This window comes from Niallia tiangongensis (assembly GCF_044704065.1).
Lineage (GTDB): Bacteria > Bacillota > Bacilli > Bacillales > Cytobacillaceae > Niallia > Niallia tiangongensis.
On record NZ_CP162613.1, the window covers coordinates 2,220,471 to 2,236,033 of the forward strand.

Sequence of the window (15,563 nt, forward strand, 5' to 3'; positions counted from 1 at the left end):
TGATTATTTTTTGATGAAATCTGATAAATCTAGTGAAAAAATAGGCTTGCCATTCACGTTTAATTTAAGATTCCCATCATCATTTGAAGCATCAATAACAGGTAATTTTTCCTGTAGCTTACTTAATGTTTCTTGATTTATTAAACTCTTTAGCGTTTCTGGATTAAGATTCGGCATTACTTTATCTTTAAGAGAATCTAAATCGACATTAGCCATTTTTTCTTTAATAGAATCAAAATCAATATTTGGTGTAACTTTCTCTTTCACTGCATCAATTGTGCTTTCAGATACATTACTGGTTAAACCTTTTGTTAATTTTTGAACTAAGCCACCCATTTCAGTAGATAGCTTGCCGATTAATTCTTGTGCGTATTTTGCTCCTTCTTCACCAGTAACCTCTTTACCATTAACATTGAATTTAAAATCAAACTGATCGTTTTTATTAAATAACCCTGCCAACTTCCTCACCCCCTTACCGTATACTACAGTATATAAAGATTCGAACAAGCTGTATCCGCGAATGTATTAATACAAACGCATATTTTTTTCATAGTATAAAAATTTCATCTAAGGAAAGATGATTTTTACCCATAAACAGAAATAAGTCGTACCAGTTCATAAGCAGGCAGTAAGGCTTAGCAAAAACGAGGATATTCGTCTAGAAAAATGGCTAATATCGGCACACTTACCCAAGTTTTACATACAATGAAGTAGATTTAAGCATTACTTACAGTCTTTAAAATTTATCGCACACTAGACTTCTATCCCGCATAGGATGAAATGAAAATGAATGAGGAGGTTTCGCTCGAACATGGGAGAATATAGAGAGATTATTACAAAGGCAGTCGTAGCGAAAGGACGTAAATTCACAAAATCCAATCATACGATCTGCCCAGACAACAGCCCTTCAAGCATTTTGGGCTGCTGGATTATCAACCATACGTATGAAGCAGAAAAGGTTGGTAAAACAGTAGAAATTTGCGGATACTATGACATTAACGTTTGGTATTCCTATAATGACAATACACAAACAGAAGTAGTTACAGAGCGTGTAAAATATACAGATGTCATTAAACTAAAATATCGTGATCCTGACTGCCTAGAAGACCACGATGTGATTGCAACTGTATTACAGCAACCAAACTGTATCGAAGCAGTGATTTCTCCAAATGGCAATAAAATTATTGTTCATGTAGAAAGAGAATTTATCGTAGAAGTTATCGGAGAAACAAAAATTTGTGTAGAAGTATGCACAGACGAATGTGGCAAAGATGACGATGCATGGTTTGAAGATGAAGTAGAAGACGAAGAATTTGAAGAATTAAATCCAGATTTTCTCGTAGGCGGAGAAGAAGAGTAAAGGCTAGGAGCTTCCTAGTCTTTTTTTCTTGAACCTTTTTAATACGAATCCATAAATATAAAACCTTTTTCCTATTTGCATAAGAAAAAGGCAGGCTGATTATCTTTCACAAGCGATTCCGTCTTTATCACGGTCACTTTTTTTATTTGCATCATATAAAGCTTTTGAAACATACGGTTTGTACTTCGTTTTTCCACCCTTATTTTTAGTGGATTTTGATTTAGCGACCCCACCCTTATAATCTTTGTTAAGTGCTGTACAATTTTTGTAAGTTTTAACTTTCGATTTTGCTGCAACACTTGAAAACGGCATAAAGCTAAACATAAGCACAATTGTTAGAAGAATAGATAGAAAACGTTTCAAAATAATTGCTCCTTTTCCTAATATTAGAATTTATAGCAAGCTAATTATAAAAGATTCGCTTGCGAAATACTAGTCTTAATTTAAATTGATAGTGGAATGGTGCGGAAGACATTTGACACCTGAGGGAAGAAGAGGAAAGGCTGAGACCCCACAGGCGTACCCGAGAAGGCTCAGCTATCTCCCCGGCGAATCATATGTCTGGAGCGCAATGGAACGAACTAGTTATCAAATCTTCCTTTACGTAAATACCAAAAATTTTATATGTATAAATTAGCTGCGTTTTCCCAAAACCCCCCACTCAAATATTCTATTTCTTTATGGTATAATGAGAAAATAATAGATTTGGACTTGGATTTTGGAGGAAGTTATGACAACATATACGCCAATGATACAACAATACTTACAGGTAAAGGCAGATTATCAGGATGCCTTTTTATTTTTTCGTTTAGGAGACTTTTATGAAATGTTCTTTGATGATGCGATCAAAGCATCTCAGGAGCTTGAGATTACGTTAACAAGTAGAGAAGGGGGCGGTGCAGAGCGAATCCCGATGTGTGGAGTTCCGCACCATTCTGCACCAAACTATATTGAACAGCTTGTCGAGCGCGGCTATAAGGTAGCAATATGTGAACAAACAGAAGACCCAAAGCAAGCAAAGGGAGTCGTAAAAAGAGAAGTTGTTCAGCTAATTACACCTGGTACGATGATGGAAGGGAAAAATCTTTCCGATAAAGAAAACAATTATATTGCAACTATCTCGATATTTGCAGACGATAAATTCGGATTTGCCTATAGCGATTTATCGACAGGGGAAAGCAAAGCAACGATTTTAACTGGAATCGATTCTTTATTGAATGAATTATCATTATCAGGAGCAAAAGAAGTGGTTGTTGCAGACGACTTTTCTAAAGAGTATCTGAAAAGATTACAGGAGCGCGGCACGTTAACGCTTTCGATTGAAAATGATACCGATGAAAAAGGCATGCATGCACCTTTATTACAAGGAATCAATGAACAGCAGCTGAAAAACACGGTTGCTCGCTTGTTTAACTACTTATATCGAACACAAAAACGAAGCCTGGATCACTTACAGCCAGTTTCTATTTATGTAATCGATCAATTTATGAAAATTGATTATTACTCCAAACGAAATTTAGAATTAACAGAAACGATTCGTTCGAAAGGAAAAAAAGGTTCTCTGCTATGGCTCTTGGATGAAACGAAAACAGCGATGGGCGGGAGACTGCTGAAACAATGGATCGATCGTCCGCTATTAAATAAGGGTGAGATTGAATATCGCCAAAATTTAGTCGAGACGATGATTGGTCATTATTTTGAACGCCAAGATTTGCGAGAAAAATTAAAGGAAGTCTATGATTTAGAACGCTTGGCAGGTCGAGTTGCTTTCGGTAATGTCAATGCAAGAGATCTTGTTCAGCTAAAAAAATCGTTGCAGCAAGTGCCGATTATACAGCAAATTGTTGCGTCATTTGGGTCAAAAGAAGCAAGCAGCCTTGCAGATAAACTGGATCCATGTGAAGATATTACCGATTTATTAGAACATGCAATTGTGGAAAATCCGCCCCTTTCGATTAAAGAAGGAAATATTATTTTAGATGGTTATCACCCTGAATTAGATAGCTACCGGGATGCAAGTCGAAACGGCAAGACATGGATTGCCCAGCTGGAAAGAGAAGAACGGGAAAAAACAGGCATTAAATCACTGAAAATCGGCTATAATCGTGTATTTGGCTACTATATTGAAGTGACGCGAGCTAATGTGCATCTTTTACAGGAAGGACAATATGAGCGCAAGCAGACACTTGCTAATGCAGAACGATATATTACGCCGGAATTAAAGGAAAAAGAAAGCCTAATCTTACAAGCGGAAGAAAAAATGGTGGAGCTGGAATATGAAATTTTCACGACTATCCGCGAGATGATTAAAGAATATATTCCACGCTTACAGAAATTAGCTAAAACAGTAAGTGCACTAGATGTATTGCAATGCTTTGCGACTGTTAGTGAGGATCGTCGCTATGTGAAGCCTCAATTTTCAACGGATCGAATCCTTTCTATTAAAAATGGCCGTCACCCTGTAGTAGAGAAGGTGATGAATGCTCAAAGCTATGTTGCAAATGATTGCACCATGCATAAAGATCGGGAATTGCTATTAATTACAGGACCGAATATGTCTGGTAAAAGTACGTATATGCGCCAGATTGCTTTAACCAGTATTTTAGCGCAAATTGGTTGTTACGTACCAGCAGACGAAGCAGTACTTCCGCTATTTGACCAAGTATTTACAAGAATCGGTGCCGCAGATGATCTTATTTCTGGGCAAAGTACGTTTATGGTCGAGATGCTAGAAGCTAGAAATGCGCTTTTACATGCTACCAATAATAGCTTAATTCTATTCGACGAAATTGGCCGAGGCACAAGCACCTATGATGGAATGGCGCTTGCACAAGCAATTATTGAATATATCCATCATGAAGTCGGGGCAAAGACATTATTCTCGACTCACTATCATGAGCTAACAGTGCTTGCGGACGAGCTTCAGTCATTAAGCAATGTTCATGTAAGTGCAATGGAGCAAAATGGAAAAGTTGTCTTCCTTCATAAAATAAAAGAAGGAGCAGCAGATAAAAGCTATGGTATTCACGTTGCCCAACTAGCAGAATTACCAGAGGCATTGATTGAGCGAGCACAAGAACTGTTAACAAGCCTAGAGCAAAAAGACCAATTTGCTGGAGAAGCAGCAGTGGCGCAAATCGAGCAACCTGTTCAAAAAACAGAAAAAATCGAGGAAGAGGCACAATTATCTTTCTTTGGTACAGAAGAAGAGAAGAAACCTCAAAAAGCGATTTCCACTAAGGAAAAGCAAATTTTAGCGAAGCTCAAAGAAATAGATATTCTAGAAATGACGCCAATGCAGGCATTAAATACATTGTATGAACTTCATAAAAAAGTTCGGAATGATGGATGAAGTGGTTTTCGTGAGTTGGATGAAAGCCGGAAATTAGAGGAACTTCAGAAAAGTGGCTTTCATAAGTGAAATGAACGCCAGAAACCAGAGAAACCACGGAAAAAGTGGTTTTCATACACAAAATGAAAGCCGAAATTAGAGCCACAGTTAAATCTATACATGGTACCGCCCACTTAATCTGAATAAAAGTAAGAAAGAAAAGAGGAGAAGCAATGGCAAAGATTATTCAACTGGATGATGCACTCTCGAATAAAATTGCTGCAGGTGAAGTTGTTGAGCGGCCAGCCTCTGTTGTAAAAGAGTTAGTAGAAAATAGTATTGACGCAAAGAGTACTTCGATTGAAATTTTTATCGAAGAGGCTGGTTTAGAGAGCATCCGTATTCTTGATAACGGACTAGGAATTGACGAAGAGGATGTCTTAACTGCTTTTTCCAGACATGCGACAAGTAAAATTAAAGACGAAAACGACTTATTCCGAATTCGGACCCTTGGCTTCAGAGGAGAGGCACTACCGAGTATTGCCTCTGTCTCCCAAGTAACCTTAACGACTTCAACAGGGGAAAAGGGGACAACGGTTGAGCTCAAAGGCGGTCATTTAGTGAAACAGGAAGGCGCACCTGGAAGAAGAGGTACAGAGATTATTGTCAGCGATTTGTTCTTTAACACGCCAGCAAGATTGAAATATATGAAGTCGATTCATACCGAGCTTGGCAATATAACGGATATCGTCAATCGTCTTGCCCTTGCGCATCCTGATATTAGCTTTCGCTTAGTTCATAATGATCGCAAGTTACTTCATACGAATGGCAATGGGGATGTAAGACAAGTTCTTGCAAGCATTTATGGCTTAAATATTGCCAAAAAAATGATTCCAATTTCCGCAAGCACCCTTGATTTTAAATTAAGTGGCTATATGGCGCTGCCAGAAATTACGCGAGCGTCACGTAATTACATTTCCACGATGATTAATGTGCGATTTATTAAAAACTATTCTCTTGTTCGCAGTATTCAGGAAGGCTATCATACCTTGCTGCCGATTGGAAGATATCCAATTGTTCTCTTAAATGTGGAAATGGATCCGATTCTAGTTGATGTCAATGTGCATCCATCGAAAATGGAAGTGCGCTTTAGTAAAGAACAAGAGCTGTATGAGCTTGTCAGCAATACGATTAAAGCAGCATTTAAGAAAAAAGAGCTTATTCCGGCAGGACTTATCCGTGAGAAAAAGGCTGCTCCTAAAGAAGAGCAGGCGGCCTTTAGCTTTGACACGGTTCGTGAACCGGCAATGCCTGTATCTGTTTCGAAAACGGAATCAATTTATTCAAATCAAACAGTAGAGCAAGAGGAAAAGGCAACTTGGAACGAGCCAGTAGAAGAAGCACAAAGTAGTTGGCAAGCTGGAGAAGGTGGAGAAGATGGAGAAGATACAACAATAACAGATGCCACAGCCTTTTTCTTTGGACAGGAAGACAGTAGTTTCATTCCACCTGCACCAGTGGAAGAGGTAGCGGAAACATGGGAAGAGGAAGAAATAGCCGACGTCGTGGAAGGTCCCAGAGTTCCGCCTCTTTATCCAATTGGGCAAATGCATGGAACCTATATATTTGCGCAAAACGAAAGAGGATTATACATCATCGACCAGCACGCAGCCCAAGAACGTATCAAATACGAATTTTTCCGGGAAAAAGTTGGAGAAGTTCATAATGAATTACAGGAAATGCTTATCCCGTTAACATTAGATTATTCCCTTGATGAGTGGATGAAAATAGAAGAAAATAAAGCCGAATTAGAAAAAGTAGGCGTATTTCTCGAACCGTTTGGCCAGCAAAGCTACCTAGTTCGCTCCCATCCACAATGGTTCCCAAAAGGAGAAGAAAAAGAAACAATCGAAGAAATGATTGAACAAGTTCTCTCCATGAGAAAAGTAGACATTAAGCTCTTACGAGAAGAAGCAGCCATCATGATGAGCTGCAAAGGCTCCATTAAAGCAAACCGCCATTTACGAAATGATGAGATTCAAAGCTTATTGGACGAACTTCGGACTACATCTGATCCATTCACTTGTCCCCACGGTAGACCGATCATTGTGCATTATTCTACTTATGAAATGGAGAAAATGTTCAAGCGCGTGATGTAGTGGAATTTACAAGGGTTAATAGGGGGTGGAAAAGTAGTTGCCCCCCATTTGCCCCCACATTTTTTATTCTTCTTCTTCTTCTACATACTTTTTGAACCGGTTAATACTTTCTAACGCATGTTTTTTGGTAATAGGTAATATGTAAATATACATCAGTTGTAACGCTAAGAGCTGCATGTCCAAGCCTATCACTAACAGCTTTAATATCATTACTCAAGCATCATAATAGCATGAGTGTGACGTAAGCCATGAGGACTAATTTTAGGAAGATCTGTTTTATCGATAATGGTTTTGAGTACCTTGTTGATACCATATGGACCTAGTGGTCTTCCACTCCACGTTGTAATAACATAATCCTGATCGATGTATTTTTCCCCGTATCTCTCTTTATTCTGTTGTTGCCAATCTTTAATGTAATAAATCTTTAATAAGCTTATCACCTATAGGGATAGTTCGGAAACTAGAAGACGTCTTAGGTTTTTTGATTTTTTTATCATTTCTAGACTTCGAAATAATGATTACTTTTTTATCAAAAAAAATATCTTGCCATTTAAGTGCTAATAGTTCGCCTTTTCTTAAGCCAGTCCTTATTTGGTCACTGGGTGATATTTATTAGACATATGACCATTTTTAACTGTTTCATATACTTTCTTACCATTTCCTTTAAATACTTGAACTTTTACTGTCTTTGTTTTACCTTTTGTTTTTATTCTTGTAGTAGGATAGATATTTATAGCTCCTCCATATGGAGGATTATTGTTTTTTTCAGCATATTCGATTGCGGGCGCTTTATCAGGTGATTCTGAATCAGAATCAAAATCGATAATTGGTTCATCATCAAAATCATCAATATTTTCAGGTTCATCTTCTAAGGTTTCAACTGGTACTGTTTCTAGTTCGTCTATATTGATATCTTCATAAGTCTCTAAATCTGGCTCAAGGTATTCATATTGTTCTTCTGTAACAGGATCGCTTGGATCTTTTGGGTATATATGTATATTTGGTGCAGCGTTAATATTTGCTTCGCTTAATGTACTAAAAATTAATAGAATTGGTAATAATACTGTTGCTATTTTTAAAATATATTTTTTCACAACTCTTCTCCTTTTTAATAAATTGGTATAGTATTGTAACAAGTCAGAATATTTACCTAAATTACATAATAAATTATTTTTTACAAAAATAAACATTTATTTGAAAGGAATGTTAAAGTTGTGAATATTTGGAAATCTAGAGAGAGTAGTTATACTCTAAATAATTTAACAAGTGAAGATATAGATAAAGCAGAAAAGCATTTTCGTGTAAAATTGCCAAAAGCATATATTGATACTTTAAGGGAAAAGAACGGAGGGAATCTATTATATAACGCATTACCAATATCTCTAAATCGTTGGGAAGGTGATAATTATTTATTAATTGAGCACCTATTAGGGATAAAAGAAAATGAGGGTATCATGATGACAGATTATTATGTAAAAGAATGGCAGATAAAACGAAAAAATATTATTTTGTTAAGTGGTGATGGCCATGAATGGCTTGCATTAGATTACAATCATTCAGAGAATCCTAAAGTTATCTATATAGATACAGAGGAAGACAAGATTATAGAATTATATTCATCGTTTGATGAAATGGTAGATAATCTTTTTATTCAAGAAGAAAATGAAGATGATCAAGTTGGCGAAGGTGCAATTATAATTACACTTGAAGAAGCAAGAAAATTAGTAAGAAGTAATGATATTTCTGAAATTAAAAATGGACTTGATGCATTCGAACATTATATATATGAGGACAACATCTTAACCGAACACCAAGATGATATTATTAGATTGTTAAAACATGATGAGGAGGATGTGGTCGAATACGCTGCACAAAAGGCTTGGAGTGCCATTACAATGGGCTATAATGTGAAAAGAGAATTTATAAATTATGTCATTTCAGATTTTGAAAAAAGACAAGATCAAATATTTAAAACATTTCTGTATCTTATATCTGAGTATTTAAATGATAATGAAAGATAATGAAATAGTAAGAATATATATGGTTAATGTAGTTTAAAGAGAAGCCCTTCTCAAATGAGTTGGGCTTTTTCATTTCAAATAATCATCTTCCTTAACCCTACTAAACTAGAAAAAATTACTTGTAAATGGGATGTCTTAGAATTTCATTATTTTGTGTAATAGAAAGGTCTACCCCAAAAAACAGTATCCACTGATTTTTGGAGCAGACCTGTTTTATTCCAAATTGAAACTTTTTGACTATTCAAACGTATTTCCTAAGAGAGGGGTGAGTAAAATAAATAAATTTGTAAGAAAATTTACGTCCATTTTATTCATTGCAATGTTGCCAATGGTAGTGGGCTGTTCCGCTGAAAATGACTCAGAGGATAAAAACAGTAGAACACTTGAAATGGTATTGAACGAAACGTTTACTGTACCTAATAAGGAGCTTCGTGATATTTTAGAGGATCCAAATAATTACACGATTATAGGAGCGGAAGAAAAAACTAGTTTATCTAATAACCTGGATGCTTACATAGAGAAGAAGTATAAGGCATATTTTACCGAGGAAATGTATGATAAATATACAGGAACCTACGCATTAAGCTATGTAGCACCTAGTCCTGAAAACAGTGAAATGAAGATTAGGGATGTTTATGTAGAGCAAAAGGAAAAATTGCAAAATATATATGACTTTACAGCTATTATAGATTATAAAAAGGGTGATGGCTCTGAGGTCGAAAAATATGAGGTGAAGGGCCAAGCGAATTTCTCGGAAAACGGAAAGATTGCTGCGTTTATGATTAGACAGGATAGTAATTTGTCTCTTGATATAAGAAGTAATTAAATAAAAATAGTTCATCTATTCACCTATAAGGAGAAGGGAGGTATTGCATTATGATCTAATCTAAAGTGGTTTCAGAATTTTATAAAAATTTTGAGCTTAATTTAAATAAAGCGTTAAAGGAATTGGAAAATCATGAAATAATAGATGTGAAGTTTGCGGTGAACAATGAACCTTTAACGGAACAAGAAATCTATGCAGCAGTTATTTTATATAAAGCATAAGGTTTCAACAAATCCTTTTCCTATTCTAATCGTATACAAAAAATGTCTGGAGCTGTTTATTTATGAAAAAATTACTTGCTTCCTTTCTTATTTTATTCACTTTGATTGGTTGTTCCAATCAAGGGAAAGATTCTGATGTAAAATCAGGTGATACTGCATCACTTGAAGAACAAATTTCGAGTGTAATGGAAGAACACAAATTAAAGAATAAAGAAATTATTGATTACGATCTAAAAGATGATTTCATTTATGTTATTTTTAAAAACAAGCATGAAAGCGGCAATACCCATAATCCTGATTTAGTTATTTTAGAGAATAAGGAAGGAAAGCTAACTTGGGTAGCGGGACCAGAGGATCGTACAGGGTCTGTTGATACGTCTATGATATTTGCAAGAGAAGATGGTCCTACTGTTACTATTACGATGCCAATGGGAAATGCATCAGTCAAAGAGGTAAAGGTGCTTGGAGAATCGGCAAAAGCAGTAACCTATTTAGAGCATTTTACAGATGATTTTTCTAGAGAATATACATATTGGATTTCTTATACAAAGGATAAACCAACGCATGAGGATATCGAAGTGATTACGGAGTAGGGATGTGCTCCATTATCTCCTTGTCAATTACTATGATAGGGGGATAATATTTAATTTTAGTGATCTATTATGAAGATGATTTTTCTAGTAAACTATGGAGTTCTAGAGAAAGACAAATGAGAGGAATTGGTAAATGAAATGTTAAGAGGAGATTCATAATGAAAATAATCACATTCGGTAAAAAAGAAGAAGGTAAAGAATACATAATAAGACCTGCTGCGTATTGTGTGATCTTTAATAAGCAGAAAGATAAAATTGCTGTCATTCAAACTAGTGATGGCAACTACTTTCTTCCTGGTGGAGGAATAGAAAAGAATGAGACCCACAAAGTATGCTTAGTAAGAGAAGCTTTGGAAAAAATGGGGATGGACATTGAAATAGGTTCCTTTATTGGGAGTGCGCGCAGATATTTTTACTCAACAAATGAATATAAGTATTATCTGAGTGAAGGGTATTTCTATATATGCAAGATCATTAAACAAATAGGGGAACCAACAGAGGAAGGTCATTTACTGAAATGGCTAGAACCAATTCAAGCAATAGAAGGTTTATTTCATGAGCATCAAAGCTGGGCAATTCAGGAAGCATTAAGAAAAGGATAACAATTTTCACTTATCGGAGCTGGGAGGTATAATAAATGGAATACTATAAATATTTAAGGCAGCATGTAGGGCATAAGCCACTTATTCTACCTGGTTCTGTTGTCATCATGCTAAATGAACAAGAGGAAGTGTTATTACAAAAAAGGCTTGATGGATATTGGGGATTGCCAGGTGGGTTAATGGATTTAGGTGAGAGCTTTGAAGAAGTAGCAAGAAGAGAGGTTTTTGAAGAAACAGGATTAAGCGTTGAAAATCTTACATTACTAAATGTATTTTCTGGTTCTGATTATTATTTTAAAATTCCCAATGGCGATGAAGTATATGCAGTAACAGCAATGTATTTTACAAAAGATATAAGTGGAGAAATGAACATTGATTATAGTGAGTCAGAAAAAATGCAGTATTTTCCTTTAAATAAATTACCTAGTGAATTATCGGATAAATATAGAGGATATCTGGAGAAATATATTGAATGGGAAAATAATGTGTTACGATAACGGAAGCATTTAATTATAAGAGGTGTAGCAATGGAAAATCTAGAACAGCTCAGAATAAAATTAAAGACCATTGAAAAATGGGAGAAAAACCAAAAAGGGTTGTTCTTCTGGGAAAAAATCGGGCGGCTTCCATTTGTGCTGTTAGACAAATTGACACCGAAATACATACAAGAGAAAATACATATCCTATTAGATGAAATTGCAGTATATATTGACAATGGCGGAAAATATTTAGTGAATAAGGAAAAAACAGTACATAAAGTAAAAAAAGAATTATCGTTACAGGAGGATATAAACCTTGATGATATCAAGTACTTTTCTATTGATTCCATGGAAAAGACAGCAGAAGCCTTTATAAAAAATCATGCTAAGAACGCGCAAATTCAGGGGGCTACAACTGGATTTGGTGGGATTTTTACTCTAGCTGTAGATATTCCCCTTATTTTTGGGATTACCTTAAAGACTATACAAGAAGTGGCAGTTGCATATGGATATGACCCATCCAATAAGGAAGAACGCATATTCATGATCAAATGTATGCAATTTACGTCATCTGATATAGTTGGAAAAAAAGCAATCTTAAATGAATTGACAAATGCACGAGAGGAGGAAGGCTTTGCGCAGCTACAAGGCTGGAGAGAGGTATTCGCCTCTTATCGAGATAATTTTGGTTGGAAAAAGCTGTTTCAAATGATTCCCGTCGCTGGAATGATTTTTGGTGCTTATATGAATAAAACAGCAATAAAAGATGTGGGAGAGGTTGCGAATATGCTCTATCAAAAGCGTAGGGTATTGGAGAGAATAGAGCAATACACAGGTAAGGAGGAATAGTCCTCCTTTATTTGATTACAAGGACGATTGAATTGGCAACAACCTTCCTATAGGACAAGTTAGAATGAAATTTGCGCTTGTCTTTAAGTAAGTTTCCCCCTAATTGGATAGGGGGCAGGGGGTGGAGCTATTTTCTCTTAGGCTCTTGGATTGATACATGTTTGGGACGTTTTGGATACGATGCTTTGTCTGCATCGGGTCCAGTAAGGTCATTTCGCTGGTCTAGAACCTTCCCAGTATATTCAACAGGATTTTGCTTGTTCATCTTTACCACCTCCAATAATAGGATGGGTAAAAATGAAAATCCCATGACAGGTAATTTTTCCATGGTGGCTTAAACCTTTTCTCATTGTTAGAGGAAAAGGAATAACGGTATGATATTTGGAAAGAATATCCTTAAAAAGGAGTCTCATTCAAATGAAAAATATCGTTTCTATTATCTTCATTTTGTTTTGTTCGATTTGTACTGTAGAGAAAGTATCTGCTCACTCCTTCTCGTCAGCGGTAGATGATGTAGCAGTGGTCGTTAACCAGCCAGAATTATCAATAAAAAAAGCGATCGATTTAGCTTATCCGTCTGCACAGAAATAAGAATGCGCAATTATTACAAGCGATTAATATAGACTTAGATCTGCCCGGAAATGCGAATGGAAGTAATGGTAAAAGAAAATTTTGGAATATTAGCTTTGGTGTACCAGACACGAAGCAATTTTTTCTAGTGACCATCCATGAGGGAAAAATAGATAATGCACAGGAATTAACGGAAAAAGGGGATACTCCTAAATCGAAAAATGAGTTTATTAAATTGGAAGATATACATTATGATCCACCTGAATTACTGAAAAAGGCACTTGATAAGGGCACTATTTATCCAGGTGAAGAATGGGCAAAAGGGTATCATTTTGTCCTTAGCAAGGATACGGAGACAAATAGGAACCAAATGCTAGTAATAGGCTGGAATAACAAGCAGACAAAAATGAAAGCAGCAGGCTTTAATATTACAACAGGGGAAGCAGTCCCGCCAAAGTTTTAAACTAATAAGTGCGTTATCCTATGGAGGGTTACCGCTTATTTGTTTCAACCGTATAAAAATTAAAGTATCTACTTCCTGGTTATTTGATCCAAATATAGCTCATATTAAGTTATACCACTGATAAAGGAGTTATAGAAAATTGAATCAAATAAAGTTTTTCTCTAAACTACCTATATTTTTACAAATACTGTTGAATATCTCCCTGTTTCTTATAGGATTGATTTTGAGTTTTCTACTTATAAAGGAAACGTGGTATATTTTTACATATGTAGCCTTTGTACCAGAGAATGAACAAGATTATTATTTATTCACAGAGGAGCTACTTACCTACTTTTTATACTTTGAATTTATCGCTTTAATTATTAAGTATTTTGGTTCTCATTTTCACTTTCCGTTACGCTATCTTATTTACATTGGTATTACAGCAATTGTCAGATTAATCATTATTGAACATGATGATCCAATTAATGCTTTCTGGTGGGCATTGGCTATTCTCGCTTTAACTATTTCCTTATTATTAACAAACTTAAAACTTCTAAAAAAAGATTATTAGTCCATTATGTAGAAATGTTACATCCTAAGCTTAAACAAATGTTAAACGTCTAACCCTTATTTTCCTAAAGGTAGACGTTTTTTTATTACTTTATAAAAAATAGGCACAAACCATAGCAATAAATAGACCGTAAAAATTGTTTTAGAGAAAACTAGACTACAAAAAGAAGGAACATTAAGGTAAAATAGACTTTTACATAGCCAAAGGAACATTTTTTTGAATAATTTAGTAAGATACAATAGTATTGTGAGGACTTTTTAAATGATAGACAATGAATTTTTACCTAGTATAAAGCTATATCGTATGATTATTGGCTTATTTATTACATTAATGAGTGCAGGGTTAGTATTAATTTACATAGAAGATGATCGAAATATTTCTTTATCTTTAATTTTGCAATTATTATTCGTTGTAAGCATTTCTATTCTATTAATCATTTTTCCAAAAAGAGATTCAGTAAATTTTAGAGCCACGATTATTCTTTTAATGTCTGCATACTTTTTCTTTATGTTTTTACGATTTCCTGACAGATTTGCTTTGTTATTACTGATTAGTTTTATCCCAGTTATTCCCGTATTATTTTTACATATAAGACTATTCTATATCACTTTGTTATGTAACATTACGATAACGATTAGCATTATTATCTATTTGATGATGTATGATACACATAGTATACATGTTTACAACTATTTGGACTTCTTTGGAGTAGCCATTAATTTCTTGGCGACACAGCTTTTGCTACTTTTCCTGTTCCTTCTCTTTCAAAAAAGAATGAAAGATCAAGAGTTATATTACGATCAAGTTAAGCAAGCTGAAAAGCTGAGGACAACTGGGCAGCTTGCGGCAGCTGTTGCACATGAAATTCGTAATCCTATAACGGTAGTAAAAGGGTTTATTCAACTACATGAAAATGATAAGGCATTACCAGAACATATCAAAAAGCACTACAAGCTGATGTTGGATGAGCTACAAGTTGCTGAGACCGTTATTTCTGATTTTTTATCACTGGCAAAGCCGTCGGAAACAAAGATGGAGGTTGTATCGGTCAACACTGCACTTCATACAGTGATGGACTTACTAAACACATATGCAATGGTTGATACGATTCATATTGAGCTAGAAATGGAAAAGGACTACAAAATTCACTGCACCATCATGGAGTTTAAGCAATTATTTGTAAATTTATTAAAAAATGCGATTGAAGCTTCTCACCATGGAGATACGATTCAAGTAAAAGTAACCGGTGAAGAGGATAGAGTGAAAGTTATGATAATCGATAGCGGTTCAGGCATGAGCCAGGAACAACAAGAGCGGGTTGGAACCCCTTTCTATTCCTTAAAGGCCAAAGGAACAGGATTAGGCTTAATGATTTGTTATAACATTATCGAAAAGTATGAAGGAACGATTAACATTTGGAGCGAGGAAGGAAAAGGGACAGAGGTTACAGTAACTTTTCCTATTGTAAAAATCGATTAATAATGCGTATATCAATTGTGAAACGTCTAAACTCTTTCTACATCAGGATTTAGACGT

21 protein-coding genes are annotated in these 15,563 nt (G+C 35.3%); 14 read left to right on the forward strand and 7 right to left on the reverse strand.

Annotated features, from left to right (window positions below; translation table 11 throughout):
• Nucleotides 1-3: 3 nt before the first annotated feature.
• Nucleotides 4-459: a hypothetical protein gene (locus tag AB3U99_RS10335; RefSeq protein ID WP_400247347.1), complete on the reverse strand. Its 456-nt coding sequence runs from the start codon at nt 457-459 to the stop codon at nt 4-6.
• 352 nt (nt 460-811) lie between these two features.
• Between AB3U99_RS10335 and AB3U99_RS10340 the strand changes: the two genes are divergently transcribed.
• Entirely contained in the window at nt 812-1,360 is a 549-nt protein-coding gene (locus AB3U99_RS10340) for an outer spore coat protein CotE (RefSeq protein WP_251627950.1), read from the forward strand.
• Between the two features lie 99 nt (nt 1,361-1,459).
• Here the strand turns inward: AB3U99_RS10340 and AB3U99_RS10345 are convergent, their stop codons facing one another.
• A complete protein-coding gene (locus AB3U99_RS10345) occupies nt 1,460-1,684 on the reverse strand; it encodes an excalibur calcium-binding domain-containing protein (protein WP_400248023.1) in 225 nt (74 codons plus the stop codon).
• Nucleotides 1,685-2,090: 406 nt separating this feature from the next.
• Between AB3U99_RS10345 and mutS the strand changes: the two genes are divergently transcribed.
• On the forward strand, nt 2,091-4,712 hold the full coding sequence (gene mutS, locus AB3U99_RS10350; RefSeq protein WP_400247349.1) for a DNA mismatch repair protein MutS: 2,622 nt from the start codon (nt 2,091-2,093) through the stop codon (nt 4,710-4,712).
• A gap of 212 nt (nt 4,713-4,924) precedes the next feature.
• Nucleotides 4,925-6,850 carry a DNA mismatch repair endonuclease MutL gene (mutL, locus tag AB3U99_RS10355; RefSeq protein ID WP_400247351.1) on the forward strand — a complete coding sequence of 642 codons (1,926 nt, stop codon included), beginning with the start codon at nt 4,925-4,927 and terminating at the stop codon, nt 6,848-6,850.
• A 63-nt stretch (nt 6,851-6,913) separates the two neighbouring features.
• On the opposite strand, the gene AB3U99_RS10360 is transcribed toward mutL, so the two are convergent.
• Genes AB3U99_RS10360 through AB3U99_RS10375 form a run of 4 tightly spaced genes read right to left on the reverse strand, consistent with a single transcriptional unit; the run spans nt 6,914 to nt 7,944 of the window.
• Nucleotides 6,914-7,060 carry a hypothetical protein gene (locus AB3U99_RS10360; protein ID WP_400247353.1) on the reverse strand — a complete coding sequence of 49 codons (147 nt, stop codon included), beginning with the start codon at nt 7,058-7,060 and terminating at the stop codon, nt 6,914-6,916.
• Nucleotides 7,060-7,290, reverse strand: coding sequence for a tyrosine-type recombinase/integrase (locus AB3U99_RS10365; protein WP_400247355.1), 231 nt, complete (start codon nt 7,288-7,290; stop codon nt 7,060-7,062). Before AB3U99_RS10365 ends, AB3U99_RS10360 begins: the two co-directional genes overlap by 1 nt.
• On the reverse strand, nt 7,259-7,459 hold the full coding sequence (locus tag AB3U99_RS10370) for a tyrosine-type recombinase/integrase (protein ID WP_400248025.1): 201 nt from the start codon (nt 7,457-7,459) through the stop codon (nt 7,259-7,261). Before AB3U99_RS10370 ends, AB3U99_RS10365 begins: the two co-directional genes overlap by 32 nt.
• On the reverse strand, nt 7,438-7,944 hold the full coding sequence (locus AB3U99_RS10375) for a hypothetical protein (RefSeq protein WP_400247356.1): 507 nt from the start codon (nt 7,942-7,944) through the stop codon (nt 7,438-7,440). The genes AB3U99_RS10370 and AB3U99_RS10375 overlap by 22 nt, the downstream gene beginning before the upstream one ends.
• A 120-nt stretch (nt 7,945-8,064) precedes the next feature.
• Between AB3U99_RS10375 and AB3U99_RS10380 the strand changes: the two genes are divergently transcribed.
• The 7 genes from AB3U99_RS10380 to AB3U99_RS10410 all read left to right on the forward strand — a co-directional run bounded on the left by AB3U99_RS10380 (nt 8,065) and on the right by AB3U99_RS10410 (nt 12,441).
• Complete coding sequence (locus AB3U99_RS10380) at nt 8,065-8,871, forward strand: SMI1/KNR4 family protein (RefSeq protein WP_400247358.1); 807 nt, start codon at nt 8,065-8,067, stop codon at nt 8,869-8,871.
• A 265-nt stretch (nt 8,872-9,136) separates the two neighbouring features.
• A complete protein-coding gene (locus AB3U99_RS10385) occupies nt 9,137-9,697 on the forward strand; it encodes a hypothetical protein (protein WP_400247360.1) in 561 nt (186 codons plus the stop codon).
• A gap of 65 nt (nt 9,698-9,762) precedes the next feature.
• Nucleotides 9,763-9,918, forward strand: coding sequence for a sporulation protein Cse60 (locus AB3U99_RS10390; protein WP_400247361.1), 156 nt, complete (start codon nt 9,763-9,765; stop codon nt 9,916-9,918).
• Nucleotides 9,919-9,980: 62 nt separating this feature from the next.
• Nucleotides 9,981-10,511, forward strand: coding sequence for a hypothetical protein (locus AB3U99_RS10395; RefSeq protein ID WP_400247363.1), 531 nt, complete (start codon nt 9,981-9,983; stop codon nt 10,509-10,511).
• Nucleotides 10,512-10,669: 158 nt separating this feature from the next.
• Nucleotides 10,670-11,113: an NUDIX hydrolase gene (locus tag AB3U99_RS10400; protein ID WP_400247364.1), complete on the forward strand. Its 444-nt coding sequence runs from the start codon at nt 10,670-10,672 to the stop codon at nt 11,111-11,113.
• Nucleotides 11,114-11,148: 35 nt separating this feature from the next.
• Nucleotides 11,149-11,610: an NUDIX hydrolase gene (locus AB3U99_RS10405; RefSeq protein ID WP_400247366.1), complete on the forward strand. Its 462-nt coding sequence runs from the start codon at nt 11,149-11,151 to the stop codon at nt 11,608-11,610.
• A 30-nt stretch (nt 11,611-11,640) separates the two neighbouring features.
• The gene (locus AB3U99_RS10410; RefSeq protein WP_400247367.1) at nt 11,641-12,441 is read left to right on the forward strand and encodes an EcsC family protein; all 801 of its coding nucleotides are present in this window, start codon (nt 11,641-11,643) and stop codon (nt 12,439-12,441) included.
• Between the two features lie 127 nt (nt 12,442-12,568).
• Here AB3U99_RS10410 and AB3U99_RS10415 read toward each other — a convergent pair whose 3' ends face one another.
• Nucleotides 12,569-12,706 carry a hypothetical protein gene (locus AB3U99_RS10415; RefSeq protein WP_400247368.1) on the reverse strand — a complete coding sequence of 46 codons (138 nt, stop codon included), beginning with the start codon at nt 12,704-12,706 and terminating at the stop codon, nt 12,569-12,571.
• Between the two features lie 152 nt (nt 12,707-12,858).
• On the opposite strand from AB3U99_RS10415, the gene AB3U99_RS10420 reads away from it, so the two are divergent.
• From AB3U99_RS10420 to AB3U99_RS10435, 4 genes are all read left to right on the forward strand, one after another.
• On the forward strand, nt 12,859-13,032 hold the full coding sequence (locus tag AB3U99_RS10420) for a hypothetical protein (protein WP_400247370.1): 174 nt from the start codon (nt 12,859-12,861) through the stop codon (nt 13,030-13,032).
• A 127-nt stretch (nt 13,033-13,159) separates the two neighbouring features.
• Nucleotides 13,160-13,474: a hypothetical protein gene (locus AB3U99_RS10425; protein WP_400247372.1), complete on the forward strand. Its 315-nt coding sequence runs from the start codon at nt 13,160-13,162 to the stop codon at nt 13,472-13,474.
• Between the two features lie 139 nt (nt 13,475-13,613).
• Nucleotides 13,614-14,027, forward strand: a complete 414-nt coding sequence (gene psiE, locus AB3U99_RS10430; protein ID WP_400247374.1) for a phosphate-starvation-inducible protein PsiE — start codon at nt 13,614-13,616, stop codon at nt 14,025-14,027.
• Nucleotides 14,028-14,288: 261 nt separating this feature from the next.
• Nucleotides 14,289-15,506, forward strand: coding sequence for an ATP-binding protein (locus tag AB3U99_RS10435; protein ID WP_400247376.1), 1,218 nt, complete (start codon nt 14,289-14,291; stop codon nt 15,504-15,506).
• Nucleotides 15,507-15,563 lie beyond the last annotated feature (57 nt).

Excerpts from the sequence above, each read along its gene's own strand:
- AB3U99_RS10340 (WP_251627950.1), top strand. The coding sequence starts at position 812 with ATGGGAGAATATAGAGAGATTATTACAAAGGCAGTCGTAGCGAAAGGA.
- AB3U99_RS10345 (WP_400248023.1), bottom strand. The coding sequence starts at position 1,684 with ATGTTTAGCTTTATGCCGTTTTCAAGTGTTGCAGCAAAATCGAAAGTT.
- mutS (WP_400247349.1), top strand. The coding sequence starts at position 2,091 with ATGACAACATATACGCCAATGATACAACAATACTTACAGGTAAAGGCA.
- mutL (WP_400247351.1), top strand. The coding sequence starts at position 4,925 with ATGGCAAAGATTATTCAACTGGATGATGCACTCTCGAATAAAATTGCT.
- AB3U99_RS10360 (WP_400247353.1), bottom strand. The coding sequence starts at position 7,060 with ATGATATTAAAGCTGTTAGTGATAGGCTTGGACATGCAGCTCTTAGCG.
- AB3U99_RS10395 (WP_400247363.1), top strand. The coding sequence starts at position 9,981 with ATGAAAAAATTACTTGCTTCCTTTCTTATTTTATTCACTTTGATTGGT.
- AB3U99_RS10400 (WP_400247364.1), top strand. The coding sequence starts at position 10,670 with ATGAAAATAATCACATTCGGTAAAAAAGAAGAAGGTAAAGAATACATA.
- AB3U99_RS10405 (WP_400247366.1), top strand. The coding sequence starts at position 11,149 with ATGGAATACTATAAATATTTAAGGCAGCATGTAGGGCATAAGCCACTT.
- AB3U99_RS10410 (WP_400247367.1), top strand. The coding sequence starts at position 11,641 with ATGGAAAATCTAGAACAGCTCAGAATAAAATTAAAGACCATTGAAAAA.
- AB3U99_RS10415 (WP_400247368.1), bottom strand. The coding sequence starts at position 12,706 with ATGAACAAGCAAAATCCTGTTGAATATACTGGGAAGGTTCTAGACCAG.
- AB3U99_RS10420 (WP_400247370.1), top strand. The coding sequence starts at position 12,859 with ATGAAAAATATCGTTTCTATTATCTTCATTTTGTTTTGTTCGATTTGT.
- AB3U99_RS10435 (WP_400247376.1), top strand. The coding sequence starts at position 14,289 with ATGATAGACAATGAATTTTTACCTAGTATAAAGCTATATCGTATGATT.